The 23,080-nt window shown below is 46.0% G+C and carries 17 protein-coding genes; 8 read left to right on the top strand and 9 right to left on the bottom strand.

Annotation, left to right across the window (positions count from 1 at the left end):
- Positions 1–30: 30 nt before the first annotated feature.
- The gene (locus ACQRBJ_RS06945; RefSeq protein WP_445303181.1) at positions 31–1,593 is read right to left on the bottom strand and encodes a RagB/SusD family nutrient uptake outer membrane protein; all 1,563 of its coding nucleotides are present in this window, start codon (positions 1,591–1,593) and stop codon (positions 31–33) included.
- A gap of 57 nt (positions 1,594–1,650) precedes the next feature.
- Positions 1,651–4,725 carry a SusC/RagA family TonB-linked outer membrane protein gene (locus ACQRBJ_RS06940; RefSeq protein ID WP_441935726.1) on the bottom strand — a complete coding sequence of 1,025 codons (3,075 nt, stop codon included), beginning with the start codon at positions 4,723–4,725 and terminating at the stop codon, positions 1,651–1,653.
- Between the two features lie 254 nt (positions 4,726–4,979).
- Here ACQRBJ_RS06940 and ACQRBJ_RS06935 point away from each other — a divergent pair, with 254 nt between their 5' ends.
- The 3 genes from ACQRBJ_RS06935 to ACQRBJ_RS06925 all read left to right on the top strand — a co-directional run bounded on the left by ACQRBJ_RS06935 (position 4,980) and on the right by ACQRBJ_RS06925 (position 10,307).
- On the top strand, positions 4,980–9,011 hold the full coding sequence (locus tag ACQRBJ_RS06935) for a two-component regulator propeller domain-containing protein (protein WP_445303180.1): 4,032 nt from the start codon (positions 4,980–4,982) through the stop codon (positions 9,009–9,011).
- An 87-nt stretch (positions 9,012–9,098) separates the two neighbouring features.
- A complete protein-coding gene (locus tag ACQRBJ_RS06930; protein ID WP_006848032.1) occupies positions 9,099–9,473 on the top strand; it encodes a RidA family protein in 375 nt (124 codons plus the stop codon).
- A 45-nt stretch (positions 9,474–9,518) separates the two neighbouring features.
- Positions 9,519–10,307, top strand: a complete 789-nt coding sequence (locus ACQRBJ_RS06925) for an ABC transporter ATP-binding protein (protein WP_445303221.1) — start codon at positions 9,519–9,521, stop codon at positions 10,305–10,307.
- A 445-nt stretch (positions 10,308–10,752) separates the two neighbouring features.
- Here the strand turns inward: ACQRBJ_RS06925 and ACQRBJ_RS06920 are convergent, their stop codons facing one another.
- Positions 10,753–12,588 carry a VapE domain-containing protein gene (locus ACQRBJ_RS06920; protein WP_445303179.1) on the bottom strand — a complete coding sequence of 612 codons (1,836 nt, stop codon included), beginning with the start codon at positions 12,586–12,588 and terminating at the stop codon, positions 10,753–10,755.
- A 152-nt stretch (positions 12,589–12,740) separates the two neighbouring features.
- A complete protein-coding gene (locus ACQRBJ_RS06915) occupies positions 12,741–13,193 on the bottom strand; it encodes a DUF6078 family protein (RefSeq protein WP_118151447.1) in 453 nt (150 codons plus the stop codon).
- 213 nt (positions 13,194–13,406) lie between these two features.
- On the opposite strand from ACQRBJ_RS06915, the gene ACQRBJ_RS06910 reads away from it, so the two are divergent.
- The 3 genes from ACQRBJ_RS06910 to ACQRBJ_RS06900 all read left to right on the top strand — a co-directional run bounded on the left by ACQRBJ_RS06910 (position 13,407) and on the right by ACQRBJ_RS06900 (position 15,324).
- Positions 13,407–13,700: a hypothetical protein gene (locus ACQRBJ_RS06910; protein WP_445303178.1), complete on the top strand. Its 294-nt coding sequence runs from the start codon at positions 13,407–13,409 to the stop codon at positions 13,698–13,700.
- A gap of 504 nt (positions 13,701–14,204) precedes the next feature.
- Complete coding sequence (locus ACQRBJ_RS06905) at positions 14,205–14,741, top strand: Ig-like domain-containing protein (protein ID WP_294971598.1); 537 nt, start codon at positions 14,205–14,207, stop codon at positions 14,739–14,741.
- A 43-nt stretch (positions 14,742–14,784) separates the two neighbouring features.
- Positions 14,785–15,324 carry a hypothetical protein gene (locus ACQRBJ_RS06900; protein ID WP_294971600.1) on the top strand — a complete coding sequence of 180 codons (540 nt, stop codon included), beginning with the start codon at positions 14,785–14,787 and terminating at the stop codon, positions 15,322–15,324.
- A 68-nt stretch (positions 15,325–15,392) separates the two neighbouring features.
- Here ACQRBJ_RS06900 and ACQRBJ_RS06895 read toward each other — a convergent pair whose 3' ends face one another.
- The 4 genes from ACQRBJ_RS06895 to ACQRBJ_RS06880 are packed head-to-tail and all read right to left on the bottom strand — an operon-like array spanning position 15,393 to position 18,396.
- Positions 15,393–16,256, bottom strand: coding sequence for a DUF4249 family protein (locus tag ACQRBJ_RS06895; RefSeq protein WP_295346989.1), 864 nt, complete (start codon positions 16,254–16,256; stop codon positions 15,393–15,395).
- An 11-nt stretch (positions 16,257–16,267) separates the two neighbouring features.
- Positions 16,268–17,170: a TonB-dependent receptor gene (locus ACQRBJ_RS06890; RefSeq protein ID WP_294971604.1), complete on the bottom strand. Its 903-nt coding sequence runs from the start codon at positions 17,168–17,170 to the stop codon at positions 16,268–16,270.
- Positions 17,170–17,460, bottom strand: coding sequence for a hypothetical protein (locus ACQRBJ_RS06885; protein WP_445303177.1), 291 nt, complete (start codon positions 17,458–17,460; stop codon positions 17,170–17,172). Before ACQRBJ_RS06885 ends, ACQRBJ_RS06890 begins: the two co-directional genes overlap by 1 nt.
- Positions 17,461–17,496: 36 nt before the next feature.
- On the bottom strand, positions 17,497–18,396 hold the full coding sequence (locus ACQRBJ_RS06880; protein ID WP_445303220.1) for a DMT family transporter: 900 nt from the start codon (positions 18,394–18,396) through the stop codon (positions 17,497–17,499).
- 86 nt (positions 18,397–18,482) lie between these two features.
- Here ACQRBJ_RS06880 and ACQRBJ_RS06875 point away from each other — a divergent pair, with 86 nt between their 5' ends.
- On the top strand, positions 18,483–20,177 hold the full coding sequence (locus tag ACQRBJ_RS06875) for a pseudouridine synthase (RefSeq protein WP_445303176.1): 1,695 nt from the start codon (positions 18,483–18,485) through the stop codon (positions 20,175–20,177).
- A gap of 157 nt (positions 20,178–20,334) precedes the next feature.
- On the opposite strand, the gene ACQRBJ_RS06870 is transcribed toward ACQRBJ_RS06875, so the two are convergent.
- Complete coding sequence (locus ACQRBJ_RS06870) at positions 20,335–21,993, bottom strand: putative transporter (protein WP_445303175.1); 1,659 nt, start codon at positions 21,991–21,993, stop codon at positions 20,335–20,337.
- Positions 21,994–22,188: 195 nt separating this feature from the next.
- On the opposite strand from ACQRBJ_RS06870, the gene ACQRBJ_RS06865 reads away from it, so the two are divergent.
- Positions 22,189–23,058 carry a PfkB family carbohydrate kinase gene (locus ACQRBJ_RS06865; protein WP_294971614.1) on the top strand — a complete coding sequence of 290 codons (870 nt, stop codon included), beginning with the start codon at positions 22,189–22,191 and terminating at the stop codon, positions 23,056–23,058.
- Positions 23,059–23,080: the final 22 nt, after the last annotated feature.

Genomic DNA, 23,080 nt, shown 5'->3' with positions numbered 1-23,080 from the left:
ATATCTTTTAAATATCAGTTAATTAGAAGATTACCATCCCGTATTCTGCTGGATATTAGGATTCAATTCTCTTTCCTTCAAAGGAATAGGAAGCAACATGTGCTTGTCTTGGAATCCGAAAGTAGAATTGGAGAAATCCCAACTTACGCCCTTGGAAGAGTAGTTAGGGATTTCCTTGCCCTGTGAAGCCAAGGCATTCTTGGCATCACCCCAACGTACCAAGTCCTGGAATCGGGTACTTTCCAGACAGAGTTCCAAGCGCTTCTCCGTCTTGATGTCGTCCAAGGTAACGCTAGTCAATGGAGTTTCCTTGGCACGGATACGAATCTCATTGATATCTTTCAGCGCTACGTCTGTGTTGCCAGCCTCCAGGTTTGCCTCGGCAGCCAGGAGAAGAACTTCGGCATAACGCATAATCTTTCGGTCGGTATATTGAAATCCCTGGAAGTATGAGGCATCCATGATGTTGTCACTCTTCAATATGCGGTTCTTGAAGAAGAGGTAGCCTTCACATCCATAGATGTTCTGACCAGGATTCAACTTCACGCCGTATGCTGCCATCTGATCACTGTTGAGCAGAGTCTTCTGCAAACGATATCCATTCTCGCCCTCTGCTTTTACAAATGCCTCATAGAGAGACTTGCGAGGATTCAAGAAGCCGTAGGTTCCCTGTGCCACTTCGTTAGCAGCCTTGCCTTCGAGCGTCATATTACCGGTACGCCATCCCTGCATCAGGAAGGTCATATCAAACTGGCTCCAAGCCTGCTCCTGGTCGTTACGCCACTGCAATTCGAGCATAGACTCACAGTTGTTGTTGTTGACGGCATGAAACTGCATGTCATAGTCGCCACGGAAGAGGTCGTACTTCTTGGAATCCACCACCTCATTGAGTGCGGATGCTGCCTCCTGATACTTTTTCTGGAAGAGATAAGCTTTACCCAGATAAGCCTTTGCCACTTCCTGGGTAACACGCATACCCGTCTCCTGATCGTCCTTGTTCTTCTTGGAAGGCAAGGCATTCATGCCGATAGCCTCTTTCAAGTCTGCCTCCACAGCAGCCCAAAGTGCCTCTGGAGTACTGTTTGGCTGACGGTACTCACCTGTAGCCAAGAGATGATCTACCAATGGAGCTGTGCCCCAAAGGGTAACCAGCTCGAAGTTAGCCCAGGCACGGAAGAAATAAGCCTCGGCTATGGCACGCTTCTTGACTTCCGTATCATTAGCCACCTTCTCTATGACGAGGTTTGACTGATAGATGACACCATAGAGACCCGAGAACAGGCCCTCGATATTACTGTTGCTAGAATCGAAGGTATATTCATTCAACTGCTCGTGTGAGTTGTTGTCGCCTCGATTACCACCGCCACACCAAGCATCATCCGAAAGCAGATTCTTGGTAAAGAACCAAGTAAAATACAATCCCTTCACACGGCTATACATGGCAGCCACCGCCTGCTCGGTCTGCTCATTGGTCTTGTAGAAATCATCCTGACCACCCATATTGCCATGCTTTGCTATATCGAGTCTGTCTTCACAACCGGCAAATAACACTGCCACAACGAGAAGCAGACTATATATGATATTCTTTTTCATAATTTCCTAATGTTATTATATATTATGTATAGTGTTAGTTATATGAACCTCCAGACCTTAGAACTCCAAGTTGAAGCCCATCACTACCTTCCTTGAGGTTGGATAACCGCCTTTGTCGATACCCATACCCACTACATCATTGGTAGAAACCTCAGGGTCGAATCCTGGGTACTTGGTGATGGTGAAGAAGTCATCGAGAGATACATAGAGACGCAAGTTACTGATTGCCACCTTCTTGAGAAGGGTCTTCGGCAAGCTGTAGCCCAACTGGATCTGCTTAATCTTGAAATAAGATCCATCATATACCATTGCACTGGATGTAGCATACTTGTCCATATTGTTGGCACCAGCACGTGGCTTGCTACCATTAGGATTGCTCTCCGTCCAACGGTCGTCATAGAAGAGTTCCTTCATCTTGTTGACCATAGGGTAGTCGGTACGGTTGATGCAGTTGAATATCTTGTTGCCTGATGCACCAGAACCAAATACTGCCAAGTCGAAGCCTTTGTAAGCTGCGGTCAAGGTGATACCATAGGTGAAGTCTGGAATGGCACTGCCCAAGTCCATCTTGTCATCATCGGTCAGATCACCACTATCGTTCAGGTCGGCAAAAGTTGGATCACCTGTCTTTGGGTCTATGCCTGTAAACTGATAGCCGCGGAAGTAATACACAGGATAACCCTTTTCGAAGTATGTGAGAGGCACATTCATAAAGGTAGTACCCTGCAAACGGGTCAAGGATGGGTCGAGATAAGTAACCTCATTCTTCAAGGTAGCGAGGTTGCCGCGTACGCTGTAGCTGAAATCACCGATGTTGTCTCTCCAACCGAGTTCAAACTCAAATCCCTTGTTGCTTACGTTACCAGCATTGATAGGAGATGTGGTGCCGCCGATAACCAGAGATGGAGTGGTGCCGCTTACGAGCAAGTCCTTGGTCTTCTTCACGAAATAGTCCATGCTGAAGTTCATTCTGCCAGCGAAGAGGAGCGCATCGATACCCAAGTCGGTCTGCTCAGATGTTTCCCACTTCAGCTTATCGTTACCCATACTAGATGGACTGACAGACGTTGTATAATTATTACCAGGAACTAACGGATAAAAGCTACCCTGCGCCATATCGGTGCTGTAGGCATAGCCACTCAAGGCAGCCAAGCTACCATTCTGGCCCCAGCTGGCACGCAACTTCAAGCTAGCCACAACATCTCTTAAAGGCTCGAAGAACTTTTCCTCAGAAATGGTCCAACCTCCAGACACAGCTGGGAAATATCCCCAACGATTGGTAGCCGGAAGCTTAGACAAGTCGGCAGCATCTGCACGGAGGGAAGCCTGCAGATAATAACGGTTTTTATAATCGTAGCTCAAACGACCAAAGTAAGAATACTTGGCTGAGCGGGTTTTCTCACCACCCACAGACTTGGTAGCAGAAGCGGATGCGAAATTCAGATAATAGAACAATGGATTGTTCTTCTTGACAGCATCTTCACCATTAGCCTGCAAACCACCCTGCACGAAATCGTAGGTAGATTCCTGGAAAGACATACCAACCATGGCATTCACGGTATGGTCGCCGAGTTTCTTCATATAGTTGGCAAAGTTTTCCCACTGATAATAGATAGAGGTAGAAGAAGATGCACTCTGATCTACATAATCACGGCTTTGCGTTGCATTTCCATAGAAAGGAAGTGAAGTGGAAGAACTGCGGGTACCCGACAAGCGATAACCGAAGCGAGAAGTAATCACAAGATCCTTGATAGGCTTGAAATCTGCATAGATGGAACCATTCACATTGAATCCACTGTTGCGGGATATGCTATTGTCACGCATCACGAATGGGTTGAACTGCTCACCTGCATAGAAAGCAGACACACCATAGTAGTTACCAGCCGCATTGGTCAGGAGATGCTTTCCGCTTGCCAAGGCATTAGCAATATGAGCAGGCAAGTTTCCACCCTCGTATGCAACAGGGGTCAATGGATCCATAGAAAGCACAGCTGCCATCATAGAACCATACTCAGAACCCTCTGACACAGAACGGGCGTTATATTTTTCAATCTGGTTAGTAGTGCCCACCTTCAACCATGACTTGATCTGATATTCAGCATTGATGGTAGCGGTGAGACGACGATAGAGGTCATTACAACCTTTTACCATACCATCATTATCAAGATAAGTAAGCGAAAGATAGTAGTTGCCATTTTGGTTACCACCCGTAAAGCCCAGGTTGTGCTTCTGCATCTTACCCTTGCCATAGATGGCATCTACCCAAGAGGTATTGGTTGTACCATCCCAATTTTTCAAGAGATAATCCTCTGTAAAGGTCTTACCTTCTTTCATATATTGGATATATTCTTCAGCATTGAGCAACTTAGGCTTTTTAGCAAGCGATTCGATGGCATATTGGAAATCATATGTTATCTTTCCATTACCCACAGAACCCTTCTTCGTAGTAATGAGAACCACGCCATTACCAGCCTCTGCACCATATATGGCAGCAGAAGCGGCATCCTTCAACACTTCCATAGATGCTATGTCATTAGGATCGATACCACTAATATCGCTTAGGCGTACACCATCTACTACGTAGAGAGGGTCGGAAGAACCATTGGAAGAGAAACCACGGATACGAACGGTTGGTGATGCACCCGGACGAGCCGAAGAAGAAACAATCTGCACACCTGCGGTCTTACCCTGAAGAGCAGACTTGGCATTGGTGATGGTTCGATTCTCCATATCCTCTTTCTTCACCTGAGAGATGGCACCTGTTACAGAACTCTTCTTCTGAACGCCATAGCCTACAACCACCACATCGTCGAGTACCTTGTTGTCTTCCTGCAATGTAATCTTGAGCTTGGAAGAGTTGGCTAATACCTCTTTATTCTTATAGCCAAGATAAGAGAAGACAAGGGTCTTACCTTTTTGCACCTGGATTGTAAAGTTACCATCCATATCAGTTACTGTACCACCCTTGTTGTCTCCCTGCACACGCACGGTAACACCAATCAAAGGGTCGGCATTTTGGTCAACTACGAGACCAGCGACTTTCATCAGTTCCTGCGCCAAGGCAGCAGAACCGGAAATCATCAATAAGAACACGAAGGTTAGGAATCTTCTGTAATCATTCATTTTTCTCATAGATTTTTCTCATTAAAGATAATACTTTTTTAGTTAAGCTTATATTCTTGTAAATCTGTTAATTGTTTACGGCTGCAAAGGTATTGCTTTTTATCATACATCTTTTTCTAACTTGTTTTCTTGTGTTACATTTTTGTTCAAAATGGGGTTTTCTATATGTTCAAAAACTTGCTTATTTGTTTAAAAAGTCTTATAAACCTTGTATATATCAAGGTTTTATAGTACTTTTGTAGTAACTATCAAAACCATCGATTATGAAACGAACAAAGGTATTTTATGACGCACTCATTCTCTTGGCAACCCTTCTTCTTACTGCTTGCCAGGACCAGAAAGACATTCCCGAAGTCTCTTCACCCGAGAAGAACCTCGTCCTGTCTGAACATATCTCCAACCAAAAGGTGAAGAGCATCTGCGAAGACAAATACGGACAAATCTGGATAGGTACCTTCCGTGGTCTCAACAAGTATGATGGCAACCAGTATCACCAATACTACTGCGTGGACGATTCACTGGGATTGCCCGACAACAATATTACCGACATTTATCGTGACTCCCACAACCGACTCTGGGTAGCCACCGTCAATGGCGTATGCCTATACCAGGCCAATGGCAATTTCAAACGAGTTAGTATCAACAGCGCAAACAAGAACATCGAAAAAATCCTGGAAGACAAGGAGGGAAGAATCTTCTTCTTCACGATAACAGACCTGTATCAATATGACGAAAAAAACAACAAAGCCATCACCAGGCTCTCCAAGATGGTGGAGAAGAACTGCTATAACTTCTCTTGCCATATAGACCGGAAAGATGTGTTGTGGATTGTTACCTCTTACTCTGTCAAGGGATATCGCACCCGAGATCTCAAACTTATCGCCCCAAACCCGGTACAGAGTTATCCCATCGCCTCTTTTCTCCTCGATGGGCATCAGCTCTACATCTCTGGCTACAATGGAATGCAACTCTTTGATACGGACACCCGGAAATGGCAGCAGCTCCCTGCAGCCTTGCAAGGCTTGCAAATCCCCAACGATATGGTCAGCGGCATCCATCCGTATGGTGAAAAAGGCAATCTTCTGCTTAGCACCACCAAGCACGGATTACTCTATTTCAATGCCCAGGAGGAAACTATCCTGCCACAAAGCGACAAGAATTTCCCATTCGAAGTGCCAGATATGCAAGTCAACAAGATGTTAACCGATTCCAAGGGCAACCTTTGGCTCGGTTCTGAAGACGATGGCGTAAAAACCATCTACAGATACAAGGATATGTTTAATAGCATGCCTGCCCTTCAACGTGCCATCGGCAAACAGCCCGTACTCTCCGTAGCCACCGACAGGAATCATCACCTTTGGATTTCTACCAAGAAGAACGGACTCTATATGTATGACTTGCAAACCCAGCAACTCAAGGACATACCGATGGTTTCCTACAGCAACGGCAACAGGAAGAATGCCGCCACCAACATCTTTGTGGATAGCAGCAATCATCTATGGCTAGCCAATGGCGACCATGTGGCAAAATGCCAATACGATGGCAACCATCTCAACAAGGTAGCCTCCTACCCTTGCTTCATGCCTATGGACATCAGCCAGGATGCAAAGGGTAACATCTGGGTATCCACGGCATCCGTCAACATCTACTGCATTTCAGCACAAAGTGGAGAGATGACCAAAAAACAACTCTTCCCTACCACTTTCTGCTTCATTCCCAGCATCATGCGCTTACAGAATGGCAACATGCTCATATCTGCCTTCTACAAACCTATCCTGGAAATGAATGGAAACAACTTCGATGTCCAAGAGTTTAAGGTGAATCCGGATGACTGGAAGAAGTGCATCAAGCGAAGTGTGTATATCCCTACCAAGAACTATCAAGACCGCAAGGGCAACATCTGGTTGGGTACAGTCACCAACGGACTCTTGAAGTATGAAGCAAAGAGCCACAAGCTGACCACCATAGCAGGAATCTCCTGCTCCGACATTTCCAGCATCGAGGAAGATAGAGATGGAAACATTTGGGTTAGTACGATGTATGGACTCAACAAGATAGATGGAAAAACAGAAAAGGTAACCACCTACAACGAGGCTGACGGTGTGAAAGGCTTCCAATTCTACGATAGGGCATCGTGCAAGCTATCAGATGGAACTCTCATCTTCGGCGGTACCCAGGGACTTACCATCTTCAATCCACAAGACGTAAACACGAACCAGCAGATAAGTCTGCTTTTCGAAACACTCAAGGTACATAATGAGATTATGCTTCCTGGCAAGAATGGATGTATCAAGGAGAGTATGGAAGAATCACCCCATATCCACCTCAGCTACAAACAAAACAGCTTCAGCATCGCCTTTTCTGCCATCGACTACAGCGACTACAAGCGCATCCATTACTTCTACCAAATGGCTGGATTCGACAATACATGGATTGATGCCGGCAATAACAACGAGGCGTACTACTCTAACCTGCCTGCCGGCAACTATACCTTCAAGGTAAAGATGGTAGGCAATGGATCCGACAATATCATCGCCGAAAAAAGCATACTGGTAAGCATCGCCCCTGAGCCTTGGAACTCTTGGTGGGCATGGTGCCTATACCTTATTATAATAGGGGGCGTCGGCTTCGTAATCTATCGGCAGAAGATGCGCATCAGCATCGAGAAGAACATGGTTCAAAAGGCTAAGGATGAGAAGGAGCAGGAACAGCGCATCAACAAGATGAACATGAGTTTCTTCGCCAACATATCGCATGAGTTCCGAACACCACTCACCATGATTTCTGGACCAGTGGAACAACTCTGCGAAAGTGAAAGCATCAACAAGCACGACAAGTTGCTGTTGAACATCATCAGCCGAAGCGTGGATAGAATGCTGAGACTCGTCAACCAGTTGCTCGACTTCAACAAGCTGGAGAACGACACACTCCGCTTGCACGTCAAGCAAACCGACATTATCTCCGAGATGAAGCGCATCATGGACCTCTTCATCGTGAATACCGAGGAGAAAGGAATCACCTTGAACTGTCACGGACTGGAAGGTTCCTACCTGATGCTTCTGGATTCCGACAAACTGGAAAAGATTATCAACAACCTGATGTCCAACGCTATGAAGTTTACCCCTCGTGGCGGTAAGATAGATGTTTCTTTCGACACCGGTACCACTAACAAGGGTGAACAGATCATCACCATCACGGTAGCAGATACAGGCAAAGGAATCCCACAGAATGAGGTGGAGAATATCTTCAAGCGATATTATCAGTTGAACAACCAGTCTACAGGCACTATCAACTGGGGTACAGGCATCGGACTCTACTATGCCCGCAGCCTGGCCGTACTTCACCATGGCAATCTAAAGGCGGGCAATCGCAAAGACTGTCAGGGAGCCATCTTCACCGTTACCCTGCCTACCGAGGATAGCCTCTATGCCGCCAACGAGAAAGCCCCTCTGGAGCAAGACCAGAAGAAAGCTTTCCCACTGCACGACAGTCAGAAGGTGGCAGACAAGATAAGTCAAGACGACAGTACAGACAACCGTCCGAAAATACTCATCGTAGATGATGATACCGAAGTGGTGCATTATCTTCGCACCCTCCTGGCTTCATCCTATCGCATCATCTATCGTTTCGATGCCGAGAGTGCCTTGAAGGCGACAAGGGAGGAAGAACCTAGCCTCATCCTCAGCGATGTGGTGATGCCGGGAATGAGCGGCTATGAACTCTGCAAGGAAATCAAGCAAGACATCCAGCTCTGCCATATCCCAGTCATCCTGGTAACGGCAAAAACCACCACCGAAAACCAGGTGGAGGGACTGAACTGTGGAGCAGATGCCTACGTTACCAAACCGTTCACCCCAAAGGTCCTCCTGGCAATGATCAACTCGCAACTCACCAACCGTGAGAAGACCAAGACCATCCTGACCAACGCCACGGAGACCGACAAGAACGTGGAGGAAGTACTGTCGCCACAAGATAAACTCTTCATGGACGAACTCTATCATATGATGGAGCAGGAACTTGCCAACTCGGAACTGGATGTCAACAAGGTAACGAAACTGATGCACATCTCCCGCACAAAGCTCTACTACAAGGTCAAGGGACTCACAGGAGAGAATCCAAGCGTCTTCTTCAAGACCTATAAGCTCAATCGTGCCGCCACCCTCATCGTGGAAGGCAAGTACAACATCTCGGAGATTGCCTATATGACGGGATTCAACACCCTGTCTCACTTCTCTACCAGCTTCAAGAAGCAATTTGGATGTACACCGAGCGAATATAGTAAGAAAACTTATTAAATTCCGATGCGAAATAGGTCAGTTTTGGGGAAAAATGCTTATCTTTGCATCCAGATTGATTTAATAAATAGAAAAAGGAAATTAATTATGAACGCAATTCACACAGACAATGCGCCTGCAGCTATCGGTCCATATAGCCAGGCTATCGAAGTAAACGGTTTCGTATTTGCATCAGGTCAGATTCCTATCGACCCAGCAACAGGCAATTTCGTAGAGGGTGGCATCAAGGAGCAGACTCGTCAGAGCCTCACCAACGCCCAGAACATCCTGAAGGCAGCCGGTACCGACCTTTCTCACGTAGTGAAGACTACTGTATATCTGAACAGCATGGACGATTTCGCAGCCATGAACGAGGTTTATGCCGAGTTCTTCAGCCAGCCATACCCAGCTCGTTCAGCCGTAGCCGTAGAGAAGTTGCCTAAGGGCGCATTGGTAGAGGTAGAAGTATTGGCTGCCAAGTAAATCTCCGCTTCGACAGTATAAACATTTCGAAGAAAGAAGATTTTGATGGGAACTACAATCACATTCAAGAATCTAACGATAGGCTATCGCTCGAAGCATCAGCTCAGAGCGGTAGCCTCATCTATTCATGCCTCACTCCAGGGAAACAAACTGACTTGTCTCATCGGAGCCAACGGAGTGGGCAAATCTACCTTGCTCCGCACCTTATCTGGATTCCAGCCACCCCTTGATGGAGAAATCCTGATTCAAGACAAACCTCTATCCGATTATTCTGCCCGCGAACTCGCCCAGGAAATAGGTGTAGTTCTCACTAACCGTATGGATACTCCCCAACTATCCGTTCAGGAAATCATCGGCATCGGCCGTTCTCCCTATACCGGCTTCTGGGGAACCTTATCCTCGGCAGATCAAAAGATAGTAGATGAAGCCATCCGGCAGACAGGCATCCAGCACTTAGCCTCCCGTTCTATCACAGAGTTAAGCGATGGCGAGCGCCAGAAGGTGATGATTGCCAAAGCGCTGGCTCAGCAAACCAGCCTCATCATCCTGGATGAGCCTACCGCCTTCCTCGACTTTCCGAGCAAGGTGGAAACCCTCCAGATGCTCCGTCGCCTTGCCCACGAGCAGCATAAGTCTATCTTATTGTCAACCCATGATGTGGAACTGGCCCTGCAGATTGCCGATCAGCTCTGGCTGATGGAAGAAAACCATCTCTCCATCGGCACCCCAAAAGAGCTTGCAGAAGACGGCTCGTTATCCAGATTCATCGACCGGGATGGCATCAGATTTGATGTAGAGAAGATGAGAGTAGAATTATCTTCTACATTTTCATAGTGCAATTTCCTACCGCTTATTCTCTGTATCAAACCGCATAATCCCATCTCCCCGCATCATAGCCTCTATTAAGTAAAAACGCATTTTGATATTTCGGAGTTTTTGACTATATTTGTATCAGAAATCCAACAGATTTCCATGACAGGAAAGTCTGAAACTAGAAATCTATCATACTAAATAAGAAAATCAGCCATCCAGCAACATTCCGTTGCCAATTGGCTGATTTTTCATTTTTTATCCGTTCGCTATCGAAATTCATCTATCGGGATGCCATCTGGGAAAGATTGGAAGCGAATACATTTTGAGATAATTATCTATCACCCATCACGATTTACACACATTACAGACTCTAACATACTCATATACAGATATTTAAATAGCGTGATAGATACTCCGAAAAGCGGAAGAATCCATCACGCTATCCATCACGATTTAGCGTTATCCATCACGATTTTCTCACTACCAGATACCGCATGCCGTCGTTGAAACGCTTGCGGTGAATGGATGGCATCTGAGAAAGTTTGCGGCCAAAGGTGATGAGATTGCTCAACTTCAACGATGAACCGATGTGACTCTTCAGTTCCTGGAATATCTCGGCTGCCGTAAGATACTCACCCTGCTTGACATCATCGGTCACGTCGAAATAGAGATTGAAATACTGGTCTACCGGAGAAACCACCTCAAACTTCCTGTTGTTCGCCATGATCAGCCGGGTCTGTTCCGCATCAAAATAAGTCTTCTCGCCTGCCCGTAATGCAGAAAGCGCCTGCGCATAAAGCTGTTCATAATTCGGACGCTGGCTCACATCGATAGGACCCGTGAGCTCCACACCCAGAAAACGGCGATTACCGGAAGGATCGGAGAGGATATCCTCCATATTGCTCGTAGCGATAAAAGACGCCATTCTCGGAAATTCCTGTACATGACTGCCATACGGAGGTTTTATCTTGACACTCGGCAACTGGATGATGTTCTTCAGGAATCCCTGCTGCACCTGAGGAGAAATCTGGTTGAACTCATCCAGGTTGATAACCAGCGACTGGCACATCGCCTGAAGCACCTGCCGTTTCTCTGACAATACGAGATTATCATTATACCCCCATTGCAACTCCGGCGGAACCAGAGACCGGCAGAAAGTACTCTTGTTGTAGCCCTGCTTGGAGATGAGAAGTGGTGCCACAGAGTTGCCGTATTTGCGATGACTGTAAGCACGCCACTGGTCAACCATCGCCAGGAACCAGGTATAGAACCAATCCTCCCAATAAGGATTATCAGTAGGCACCGTGCGCGCCAAGGCACGGATATGATCCTTACCGTCCCACTTCCCCTCACACTTGAACAGGAAGTTATCTACAGGATTATAGGTAGAAAGAAGATCCGACTCCAGATAATTGCGCACATCCTTGATGCTCACACGGATGTTGGCGAGCTGTACCTCCAGCGTCATACGCTTCTGCACACGGGCATCCACTGGCTGATAGCCCCAATAATCCTTTTCCTTTGGCCTATATTCTGTGCATTTCATTACCGAATTATAACGGAAATCATATTTCTTACACAGAAATCCGATCATACTCATGATATTGTCACTCAACTCCTTACGGTCGTTATCCACACCTCCGGAAGAGTGGTCAGCCTCCTTCTCATCAACGCTCTCCACAGGTTTTTCTGCGCCATGAAAGACTTCATTCAACGTCAGGGGCAAGGCATCTTCACGATAATAAGGAAAAGAATCTCTTGTCATCAGAAAATCGGAAAAGATAGAAGGCTCGGGCATCTGCATCTTTGCCTTTACCAGCGTCTGATAAAGCGGAGCAAAGGTCAGGAAGGCCTGCTTGTAAATCCTGTCGGCAGCAACCTCCTCATCAGGTAACGTCCCCTTTGCCAGCGCATATTTCGCCAGAACATGCAGACTGATGCCATCGGCTCCCACAAAGGCTGCAAGAGTAGAAGGCAGACTGGCTACTTTCTGCTTGATGGCATCCACACCTCCATCCTCATTTATATCAACAAACGTAAGCAGCAGAACGCCGTTGTTTTTCTTCATCTTCAGGAGTCCATTCTCCGATTTCTGAAATTCTGCCGCAGGGTGAACATGCATCCAGGTTGGCATATCCTTATACCCATCATAACCATTCATGAGATAAGGTACATATTCACGGAAGTTCTCCACGGTATTCCTGGCGTCATCGTTTACGATGCGCCCCAGGAAACGTTCCAGACTCTTGGTACTTACCAGGAGCTGGTTATTTTTATTTCTATGTGTTACGGTAAATTTCATTATCTGTCATTTTAAAAAGTTTATCGACACGAGACACTTTGTTTCATACCATGAAACAGTTTGTTTCAAGCGTAGAAACACTCTGTTTCACCCTGTGAAACAAACCGATACGTTGCATTCCCGCTTTCGATACATCGGCAGGGGATTGTGCTTTATTCGTAAACGAATCCGATTTCTTCTGCATAATGATCATAGGCAGGTTCCCCATAACCATATTCAGCAAAGACTTTCTTCACCTGCTCCTGCATTTCCGGCGTAAGATGTTTCTCCCCCCGATGTACACGATAATAGGTAGTACGGTTGCCCAGAACATCCATGACGCGGTACTTGATGGTCTGCATTTCGACATGTTTTACCTGGTCGTAGAGATGGGAAAATCCCCATGCTGCCTTGAACTGGTACACACGCATGAAATGGGAACAAGATGCATGGAGGTTTGCATCGGGATAAACAGCATTTCCGGCAGTAACATCATCGGGTTTGAACTTTGCCGAGATGAATCGGATGCATTCTGCTGCCCGAGGACAATCGGCATTGAAGCAGTACATCCAATGATAATCTACCAGACTTTTGATAAACGCAGGATCATTAAGATTTAATTCCATAAAAAATAAATTTTTAATTAAACATTAGGTTTCGCAGTGGTTATTGCCATTGTGGAATCTGTGTTGTCTACACTCCGCAAAGATACAAAATTTTAAAGCCAGATGCAAGCTTTGTCCCGAAAACTTTCATCTTTGTCCCGAATCACGTGCATAAAAAAAGCACTTTCAGCAAGAAGATAAGCTGAAAGACGTGATGGATAAAGGCAATAAGTGATGGATAGCGTGATGGATTTTGTAAACATTTCGGCTATCTATCACGCCATACAAGAGAGACAACCACCTCATTATCAAATGATTAAAAATTCAAAAAGAGAAAATGTGAGGGATGTGAGGGATAAAAAGAGAAAAAAACTATTTCCGTTTTTGTTGTTCTCTTATTATCCTGAACGCCAAATCGGTAAACTTTTTAAATTCTGCCTAAACCTGTCCTCTTCCAAAAGCCCAGAAAATGAGGGCGGCAGAGGCTGGTGCAGCATGTGTTCCTACATACTGGCGCATTTTGGGTAATAAAACTGAAGCCACTTACTCTCCATTAACGACCGCTTGTAATCTAAAACTTGCCCATTACCCCCAAACGCCGAAAATCCCATTTGCAACTTGTAGAAAAAATGGCTAAATTTGCAAGGAAACATTAATACATTTATAGAAAAAACAAGGTTACTAATTATTTAATAGATAAATACAATGAGAAGATTAGTTTATTTATTAGTGCTATTTGTTATGTTTATAACATCAGCCAGGGCAGAGATTTTTTATTCTACACTTAAAATTGGTGAACAAACCACACTAAATGCCTATGCTTCACCTTCCTCCAATCATTATATCAGCAAGTATGAATGGTGGTTTCCTTCAGTTTGTGTAACAGCCGCAGGAGGAGGCTCCAGGTTCGATAGCTATTGTACAATATTGGCAACGGGAGCAACCAAGTACGTTGCAGGTGGACGGGTAGAGGTAAAATGCCATGTCTACCAAAGGGAATATGGGCATTCAATAGACACGCCGTTGACAACTGTGACATTCGTAATAACGGTGAATGAAAATGGAGGCGGAGAGATAGAAGGGGGAACGGATATCAAGCTGGTCAGCTCCTCGCCAAAAGATGGAGACACGGATGTGGATGTAAACGTGAAACCTGTGCTACAATTCAATCAGGCGGTATCATATGTGAGCAACAAGCCTATATCCCAATGGATCAGGCTAGAAACAGACTATGGTTCAAAAATATACGTTGACAGCCATTTCGCAACCAATATAAAAGCCGATGGAACATCAGAAACCCAGGTAACCATCACACCTCAGAAGACACTTGAGGCTGGCACTCACTACACGCTGATTATACCAGCTGGTAGCCTTAAACTCAGGAATGGATCTCAAAACAGCAACGAACATAGGATAGGATTCACAACGAAGGATGTAAACACATCGATTGCCAACCCTGTCTTGAAAGAAAGCAAGAAAGGTCAGGTATACGACATGAGTGGCCGGCGCCTGAATGCTCCTAAAAAGGGCATCAACATCATCAATGGTAAGAAATATATCTGTAAGTAATAACGAATTTAAAGCTGAGCTATCGGCATGACGGGCACAAATCATGAAAAAAATACATTTTTCTTTAATGGCGTTTCTCATCGCCTTGTTGACAATGTTTTCTTTTACCGCTTGTTCTTCGTCTAGCGAGAATGAAGATGAAATTGAAGAAACAAAATCCGGTATTGAGGGATATTGGATTTGTTTAGAAAGCGTTCGTCAAAATGTAAAAAATGCCTATAATTACAATCCAAACGACTATACCGAAATTTTATATTTTGGAGCTTATTGGTCTGATGGCGTTTTATGGGGAGGTGGTGAAAGTTGTATTTATTTATGGCATTTTATTAATGCCAATACTGTTCAGCGCATTTGTTTTCAGATATACCAAAACAAAAATGATAATGCCTTTTATAAAGAAACAAATACTCAATATCCATTTTATCTTGCAGAATTTTCTGATAGGTATATATATACCTATGTTATTGCTAATAATAAAATTGTTTTATCAAATGGAGATTTGATTACTCTTTTGAATGGAAAACTTTATTGGGATGGGCAAATGAATGGATATGAAAGAGTGAATGGTATAAAAATAAAATAAGTGCCTTGAACCTTTCCTAGAGGAAGGTGACAGGTCTCGACAGGAAACTAGACAAGCAAGGAGGGGGATTACTGAATTTTAATGTTTTCCCCCACCTTGATTTTCACTTCATAGAAACTGGAACCATATCCCAGCCAATAACCCAAAGCACCCTGAACATTCGACTTCAAATTGGAGTTGACAGGCATCAGGGGAATTCTGGACAAGGCTGCCATATCTTCGAAACTGCGCCAAAAGGCATAACCTTCCTCACCTAATGAAGAAAACTTTACCCTTACTATTTCATTCTCCTTAAAAAAAGGAGTAAAATCTTTCTGTAGATTATCCCTACCCCGTTTTACCGAAATTCTTCCCTCTTCTCCTATCATTCCATCGTCAAAAAGGCCTAATTCAGCAGAATACATTTCGTTCTGATTTCCTACAGTCTGCGTAAAAAGTTTGCATTTTCCTCGATAAGACGTATAGGCATAAAGTTGGAAAAGACTATCTACATCAGTAGGTTCTACACGAAAGGAATCAATTTTTGCAGACACCGGAATACGGGTCTTTGCTTCTGCCACCTTGCCATCCGAAGCCTCTACCCTCAAGACATACTCCCTTCCTTCCACGCCACGCATATCAAAAGTGGTATAGATAAAAGGTGGAAAATATCTTTTATCATACCTCCCCGCCAAGACCTCTGTTCTTTCACCATCAGAAATGGTAATTTTCGCCCATCTGTCCATATAGCGAGAAAGGCTGTCTAATGACAGTTCATCCTTACCCAAAGGAATCGTTTTAGTCAGTTTTACGATAGGAAAACCACCAGCATCAATCCACCCTTCAACTACCAATTGCGATTCATCTGACGTAGAAACATCCTGGCTACATCCTCCAAATATAAAGGATAAAGCCAAGACGATTATGACAAGACTATTGTGACTGATTTTCATAAGCAGATGTTTCAAAATTTACAATAATAATTGATAGAAGGCATAATAGGCATCAAGAACTTAAAACCATTATATCTCACATGATTATCATACACCTTGATACGATAGAACAAATCATTTCCGTGCATCGTAACATTATAAAGCGAGAAATTTATTCCGCTACGAACGCTGCCCTTCGTTGCAAAATCATAACTTACCGACAAATCAAGACGCATATAAGGTTTTACCCTATCTCCATTATGAGGTCCATATTCCGTTACAAGATTGCCCGACATTAAATAAGCATAATTCACTTTAGTATAAGGGGTTCCGGAAGCCAGCACATAGGTTGAGCCTAAACTGACACGGCGATTTATACGATAAGTAGCTACGGCATTCAGCTCGTAAATACGTTCATGCCCGGCAGGATACCATCCCTGATATTGTTCGCCATCAAACTTTCGCATGGCGCGCCCCAAGGAACCACTCAGCCATCCCGTCAGTTTTCCCCTTCGTTTTTCAAGGAGAAGATTTAATCCATAATTGTAACCCTTGCCATGCAACAAGGAGCCATCAAAAGAATAAGAAGAGAAAAGGATATCAAACATATTGCTATTGTTCTCTATCTGGTTCATCAACCATTTATAATAAGTTTCCACACTCAACCGGTATTCCTTTTCGGCAAACCAGAATTCACCTTGCAAGGCAGCATGATAGGCATATTGCGGACGATGATTCTGATCGGCAGCAAACCAGAATTCGGTGGGAAGTCCAGCCGAAGAAAAGCCAGTCTGAAAAAGATACTGGTTACGGATGCCCAAATTGAGATTCAGTTTGGCTGATTGCGACAGGTCGTAATTAAACTTAAGATGAGGTATCACCCGATAAAAAGATTTCTGACAATGATAACCAGAGACTCTAGCACCCAGTTCCATCAAGAGATTTTCTCCCAAAGGTTGACGTCGGCGCCTTTCAGATAGCAGCATTTCGCAACAATCAGTCTTTTCCATTGCTCTACCAGTTCCGGCTTGCCTCCGCATTTCAAGTTTCTGATTTGCAGAATCATCGAGTCGGGCTGGCTTTGCATCATCTGCTGATGCTGGGTTACAAACTCATCGATGGGTATGTACCAGGAGTCATCCTCCTTTTTCTCTGAGGAGCACGCTGCCAGCAGCATCATGCATCCCATCAGCCATAGCCAGGTATATTTTTTCAGTTCTGTCATAAGTCTGTTTGCTTTTAGGTAGGTTTTTCGGGAAGATTATGATTCTCCCCTCGTTTTCTTATCGGCAATATACATACCCATCAGGATGCAGACAGCACCCACCAGGAAATAAGGGGTGATTTGCTCATCAAGTACCCACGAAGCGAAAATCATCGTTGTTATCGGATTGAAATACACCCAGTTGGTTGCCTTTACCGTTCCGAGCTTGGAGATGCACCAGTTCCACGTCAGGAAGCAGATCATGGAAGCCAGACAGCCCAGGAAGAGCAGATTGCCGATAACCTGCGGACGGGTAAAGACTTCCAGAGGAGGAAAGCCCGGGATGATGAGATAATAAGGCAAGATGGTGAGTACGCCATAGAAGAAAACCTTTCTCGTAATGAAAGCTGCACTATAATCGCCCGTTACCGACTTCATCAGGAGCGAATAGATAGCCCAGCACATGCAAGCCGTAAACGCCAGAGCATCACCTACCGGAGAGAGATGGAGCACAAACCTGCCGTTCAATACCACGATGATCATACCCACAAATGCCAGAAGAGAACCCAGCAGCTGGACGATATGAATGCGGTTGGAATCCTTATAGACCATACGCACCAGCAGGGTGGCGAAGAGCGGACAGGAACACACAATGAGCGAGGTATTGGTGGTAGTGGTGAAGTTCATCGCCTCGTTCTCGCTACAGAAATAGAGCGAACCGCCCGTAATGCCCAGTAACGCCATCTTTAACTCATCCTGCCAGGAATCGGCAAAGAGACGGCGATGGTTGAAAGCCAGCATCAGTATGTAGGCGATGCTGAAGCGCAGGGTAAAAATCTGGGCAGGCGACAGCCCGTTCAGCATCAATACCTTGGTAGATACGAATGTTGTTCCCCATATAGCCACCGTCAGGAAGGCGATCAGGTGATAGAATATGTTGCTATTTTGAGTATTCATCATAAATTTTCATTTTTATTTTGCAAAATTAAGATTTTTCTGTGGATAAACCAAGAGTTCTACTTGATTTTTTGTATCTTTGCAGCATGATTTTTCATTCCATAGACCAAGCCCTGCTATCAGGCATTGACATTCCCGAGCGCATGAACAATCCGCTCGATTATCAGCCTCATCCTCTTTGCATCGCCGTATGCAAGGAGCTGCAAACCTATCTATCGGAGCGTGAAGACTGGCGAGAGGAGATAGATAAAGGAAAAATGTTTGGCGTACTCATCGTTGAGAATGCCCAACCTGCATCAGGTGCCCCAAAAATAGGCTATCTTGCCGCCTATAGCGGACAGATAGGAGGAAGAAGCGACTGGGACGACTTTGTGCCTGCCGTTTTTGACTATCTGCAGCCCGACGGATATTTCAAGACCCACGAGGCTGAAATATCCGGCATTAACCAGAGCATCAGGAAATTGGCAGCCAACACCCACATGAAGGAAGCCAAAGGTCTCATCCTGCAACTGCAGGAAGAGCGGAAGCATACCATCGCTGCCTATCAGGAAAAGATAAAGAAGGCGAAGGCAAAACGTGATGCCCGACGGGAAGCAGGAAGTCTCAATCCGGAGGAAGAGGCAGAAATGGTAAAGGAAAGCCAGTTTATGAAGGCAGAACTACGCCGACTCAAGAAATCGCTTTCCGAAAAGACCAGCCTTGAAACGGAATACGAAGCCTATCAGGCGGATATTCTTAGCCTGAAGCAACTGCGCAAGACATTATCTGATGCCTTGCAGCAATGGCTGTTTTCGCAGTTCCGCATGCAGAATCATGAAGGCGAGAGCAAAGACCTGCTGGAGATTTTCAGAGATGCAGCCCTCAGGGATTATCCGCAAGCCACTATTGCAACGAGCAGAATAGCAGCCCTGAAGATGGTGCCACCTGCCGGAAGTGGCGAATGCTGTGAGCCTAAGCTGCTGCAGTATGCTTATTCTCTTGGCTACAAACCCTTGCAGATGGCTATGTTCTGGTGGGGAGAGAGTCCGAAGGAGGAAATCCGTCATCATCTTCACTTCTACCCAGCCTGCAACGGCAAGTGCAAGCCGATATTGCAATGGATGCTGCCAGCTTCCACCTTCGAACCGGCTGCCGTAGACCTCTCTCTATATAATAAGGTGGAAACGCTTTATGAGGATAGAGAAATTGCGGTCATCCATAAACCCGAAGGATTGCTGTCTGTACCGGGAAAAGACGCAGCCCAGCCTTCCGTCCACGCCCTGATGCGCAGCAAATATCCGGAGGCTACCGGTCCGCTAATCGTTCATCGCCTGGACATGTCAACCAGCGGCGTGATGATGATAGCCAAGACAGAGTTTGCCTATCATCGGCTGCAGAAAGCGTTTCTGAATCATCAGATACAGAAGAAGTACGTTGCCATCATTTCGGGAAAGGACATTCCAGAAAAGGGAATCATCTCGCTTCCTCTAATGCCCGATTATCTGGACCGTCCCCGTCAGATTGTAGACCATGAGCTGGGCAAGGAAGCCATCACGGAGTATGAAGTACTGGAAACTGTCGACGATTCCCATCTCCGAATAGCTCTCTATCCGAAAACCGGCAGAACCCACCAGCTCAGAGTGCATTGTGCCCATCAGGAAGGACTGAAAGCGCCCATCCTCGGCGATCCGCTCTACGGCAACGAGAAGGCTGCCCGACTGCATCTCCATGCAGAAGAAATAACCTTCGAGCACCCATTGACAGGAAAGAAAATGACCATAACAAGAAAGGCTGATTTCTAAATCTGATTTAGGCACGGATTAAGCTGATTTAGGCACGGATTACACGGATTTATGGCACTAATGTGAATAAAGCGTATTTATAGTATCATAAAAAAATCCGTGTAATCCGTGCCTAAAAAATTAAAAAGCCGTGCCTAAAAGTTTACCCCGTTTCCTTTCAGACAAAGAACATCACGATGACCTGGGCTATCACCACTCTGATGAACATGCCGAGCGGATAAACCGTAGCATAACTGATGCTAGGCGTATCGCCATCCAGCGTCTCGTTGGCATAAGTCAAAGCCATCGGATTCGCCATACTGCCACAGAGAATGCCGCAGATGCTTCCGAAGTCGTACTTCTTGGTCTTCAGGATGATAAGGCCCACAATAACTACAGGCACTACCGTGATGAGGAAGCCGATGCCTACCCACATCAAGCCTTCAGGACGAACCACCGTCTCGAAGAACTGTCCACCTGCCGACAAGCCCAGACAACCGAGATAGAGGGCAAGACCCAGTTCTCTCAGCATCAGGCCCGCACTACGGGTCATATAAGAGATGAAATGCACACGAGGTCCGAGCGCACCAATCAGAATACCCATCACGATAGGACCACCCGCAATACCCAGACGCACCGGAGCCGTCATTCCCGGAATGTCCAGAGGAATGGTTCCGATGGCAAGTCCGAGGATGATTCCGAGGAAGATGGCGCCCAGGTTAGGCTCGTTCAAGGTCTTCACGGCATTTCCCAGGAACTGCTCTACATGGTCGATACTCGTAGGGTCGCCCACCACCGTCAGACGGTCGCCGTACTGCAGACGGAGGTCATCGGTAGCCAGCAGACGGATATCACCACGCAGCACTCGGCTCACGTTGACGCCATAGGATTTTCTCATCTGCAGGCTTCCCAGTCGCTTGCCGTTCAGTCCCGGACGGGTCATCACGATGATGCGGCTTTCCACCTTTGCATCAATCGCATTCCAGTCTACCTTATCATTATTCCACTCCTTGTTCACCTTTTTTCCGAAGAGAATCTGCATCGCCGAGACCTCATCCTTATTGGTAACCACGAGCACATTATCATTGGTATGGAGAACCGTATCAGCCTGAGGCACAATCACCTGCTCTCCTCTCCATACACGTGAGATGATGAACTTGCGATGGGTCATCATCGAGATTTCGGCGATGGTATTGCCATTGAGTGCCGGGTTCACGATGACGTACTGTCCGATGGCTGTATGGTCGTCTTCATCGGCACGTCGGATTTCCAGGTCAGCCGGCTTGACGAAGAGCTTGCGCAGGAACATCATCGCCAGGATGACGCCCACCACACCCAGCGGATAGGTGACGGCACAGCCCAGGGCTGCCCCACCACTAGGCAATCCCAACTGCTGCAGCGCCTGCTGGGCAGCACCCAGAGCCGGCGTATTGGTAGTAGCACCACAGAGAATGCCCACCATATCAGGCAGGCTCACGGGCAGCACCAGGCACAGGACGAGCGAGAAAACGGTTCCCACGGCGATGACAGCCAGGCTCCAGAGATTGAGCGAGATGCCCTCGTGGCGCATCGAACCGAAGAAGTTAGGACCCACATAGAGTCCCAGCACATACACGAACATGGTGAGTCCGAAACTCTCGGCAAACTCCAGCATGTTCTCATCGATGGTGAGTCCGAGATGACCCGCCACGATACCCACGAAAAATACGAAGGCTATGCCGAGGGAGATTCCCTTGACATGAATCTTGCCCAGGGCAAGCCCCAAAGTACAAATCAATGAAAGAATGACGATGCCCTGCACCGCCGAATGCACGTTGATTAAATTATCAAACCACATAATATAGTCTAATCTATTCTCTAGATAATGTTCAAATTATTTAAATCCGGTGCAAAGGTACATTAAAATACGAATACCACCAAAAGAAATCCGGCTTTTTCTTCTAAATATTTGCCATAAAAGCAGAATTAAAAGAAAAAATTCTGAAATACTCAAAGTTTTTTTGTAACTTTGCAGTCGTTTTAAATAGAAAAAATGAAAGATATTTGTTGTATCGGTCACATTACCAAAGACAAGATTGTGACCCCGAATCGTACTGTATACATGGCAGGCGGAACTTCCTTTTACTTCGCCTACGCCATCAACCAGTTGCCCAAGGATGTGAGTTTCTCACTCATCACGGCAATGGACCCAACAGAGAAAGAACCTGTTGAGAAGATGCTCGAAGCCGGCATCGACGTTACGTTGAACCCTTCCCGCAACACGGTTTTCTTCGAAAACATCTACGAAGAAGACCAGAACAAGCGCAAGCAGCGTGTACTTGCCAAGGCTGATCCGTTCACCATCAGGCAGCTGGAGCATGTAGAGGCCAAGGTTTATCATCTGGGCAGTCTGCTGAGCGATGATTTCTCGCCAGAAGTAGTGGCTTATCTTGCCGGCAAGGGTAAGGTTTCCATCGATGTGCAGGGCTATCTGCGCGAGGTAAGAGACGAGAAAGTTTACGCCATCGACTGGAAGGACAAGCTTGATGTACTCAAGAACACCTACTATCTGAAGGTGAACGAGACGGAGATGGAGACCATCACGGGGCTGAAGGAGCCACGCGAGGCCGCCAAGCTGATTCATTCCTGGGGCGTTACCGAGGTAATCATCACCCTGGGAAGCGAGGGTTCTCTGATTTATGTAGACGACACGTTCTACGAGATTCCAGCCTATGCTCCTCATGAGGTGGTGGATGCTACCGGATGCGGCGACACCTATTCTGCCGGTTATCTCTACAAGCGACTGCAGGGTGCCACTCCTACCGAGGCTGGCAAGTTTGCGGCTGCCATGTGCACCATCAAGCTGGAGCACAACGGTCCGTTCAACCGCACCATCCAGGACGTAGAACGCGTCATGAAATAAATTTTAGATAATTTATCCTATT

Source organism: Prevotella sp. SGI.167, assembly GCF_050313615.1.
Classification (GTDB): domain Bacteria; phylum Bacteroidota; class Bacteroidia; order Bacteroidales; family Bacteroidaceae; genus Prevotella.
Note: the sequence above shows the minus strand (reverse complement) of the source record. Positions and strands in the feature narration are given on the sequence as shown.

What these genes read in the sequence shown, in the direction of transcription:
- ACQRBJ_RS06880 (WP_445303220.1), bottom strand. Translation starts at nt 18,396, where the DNA reads ATGAATACTCAAAATAGCAACATATTCTATCACCTGATCGCCTTCCTG.
- ACQRBJ_RS06920 (WP_445303179.1), bottom strand. Translation starts at nt 12,588, where the DNA reads ATGAAATTTACCGTAACACATAGAAATAAAAATAACCAGCTCCTGGTA.
- ACQRBJ_RS06915 (WP_118151447.1), bottom strand. Translation starts at nt 13,193, where the DNA reads ATGGAATTAAATCTTAATGATCCTGCGTTTATCAAAAGTCTGGTAGAT.
- ACQRBJ_RS06895 (WP_295346989.1), bottom strand. Translation starts at nt 16,256, where the DNA reads ATGAAAATCAGTCACAATAGTCTTGTCATAATCGTCTTGGCTTTATCC.
- ACQRBJ_RS06875 (WP_445303176.1), top strand. Translation starts at nt 18,483, where the DNA reads ATGATTTTTCATTCCATAGACCAAGCCCTGCTATCAGGCATTGACATT.
- ACQRBJ_RS06870 (WP_445303175.1), bottom strand. Translation starts at nt 21,993, where the DNA reads ATGTGGTTTGATAATTTAATCAACGTGCATTCGGCGGTGCAGGGCATC.
- ACQRBJ_RS06900 (WP_294971600.1), top strand. Translation starts at nt 14,785, where the DNA reads ATGAAAAAAATACATTTTTCTTTAATGGCGTTTCTCATCGCCTTGTTG.
- ACQRBJ_RS06940 (WP_441935726.1), bottom strand. Translation starts at nt 4,725, where the DNA reads ATGAGAAAAATGAATGATTACAGAAGATTCCTAACCTTCGTGTTCTTA.
- ACQRBJ_RS06885 (WP_445303177.1), bottom strand. Translation starts at nt 17,460, where the DNA reads ATGACAGAACTGAAAAAATATACCTGGCTATGGCTGATGGGATGCATG.
- ACQRBJ_RS06930 (WP_006848032.1), top strand. Translation starts at nt 9,099, where the DNA reads ATGAACGCAATTCACACAGACAATGCGCCTGCAGCTATCGGTCCATAT.
- ACQRBJ_RS06935 (WP_445303180.1), top strand. Translation starts at nt 4,980, where the DNA reads ATGAAACGAACAAAGGTATTTTATGACGCACTCATTCTCTTGGCAACC.
- ACQRBJ_RS06910 (WP_445303178.1), top strand. Translation starts at nt 13,407, where the DNA reads ATGGATAGCGTGATGGATTTTGTAAACATTTCGGCTATCTATCACGCC.
- ACQRBJ_RS06945 (WP_445303181.1), bottom strand. Translation starts at nt 1,593, where the DNA reads ATGAAAAAGAATATCATATATAGTCTGCTTCTCGTTGTGGCAGTGTTA.
- ACQRBJ_RS06865 (WP_294971614.1), top strand. Translation starts at nt 22,189, where the DNA reads ATGAAAGATATTTGTTGTATCGGTCACATTACCAAAGACAAGATTGTG.
- ACQRBJ_RS06890 (WP_294971604.1), bottom strand. Translation starts at nt 17,170, where the DNA reads ATGGAACTGGGTGCTAGAGTCTCTGGTTATCATTGTCAGAAATCTTTT.
- ACQRBJ_RS06925 (WP_445303221.1), top strand. Translation starts at nt 9,519, where the DNA reads ATGGGAACTACAATCACATTCAAGAATCTAACGATAGGCTATCGCTCG.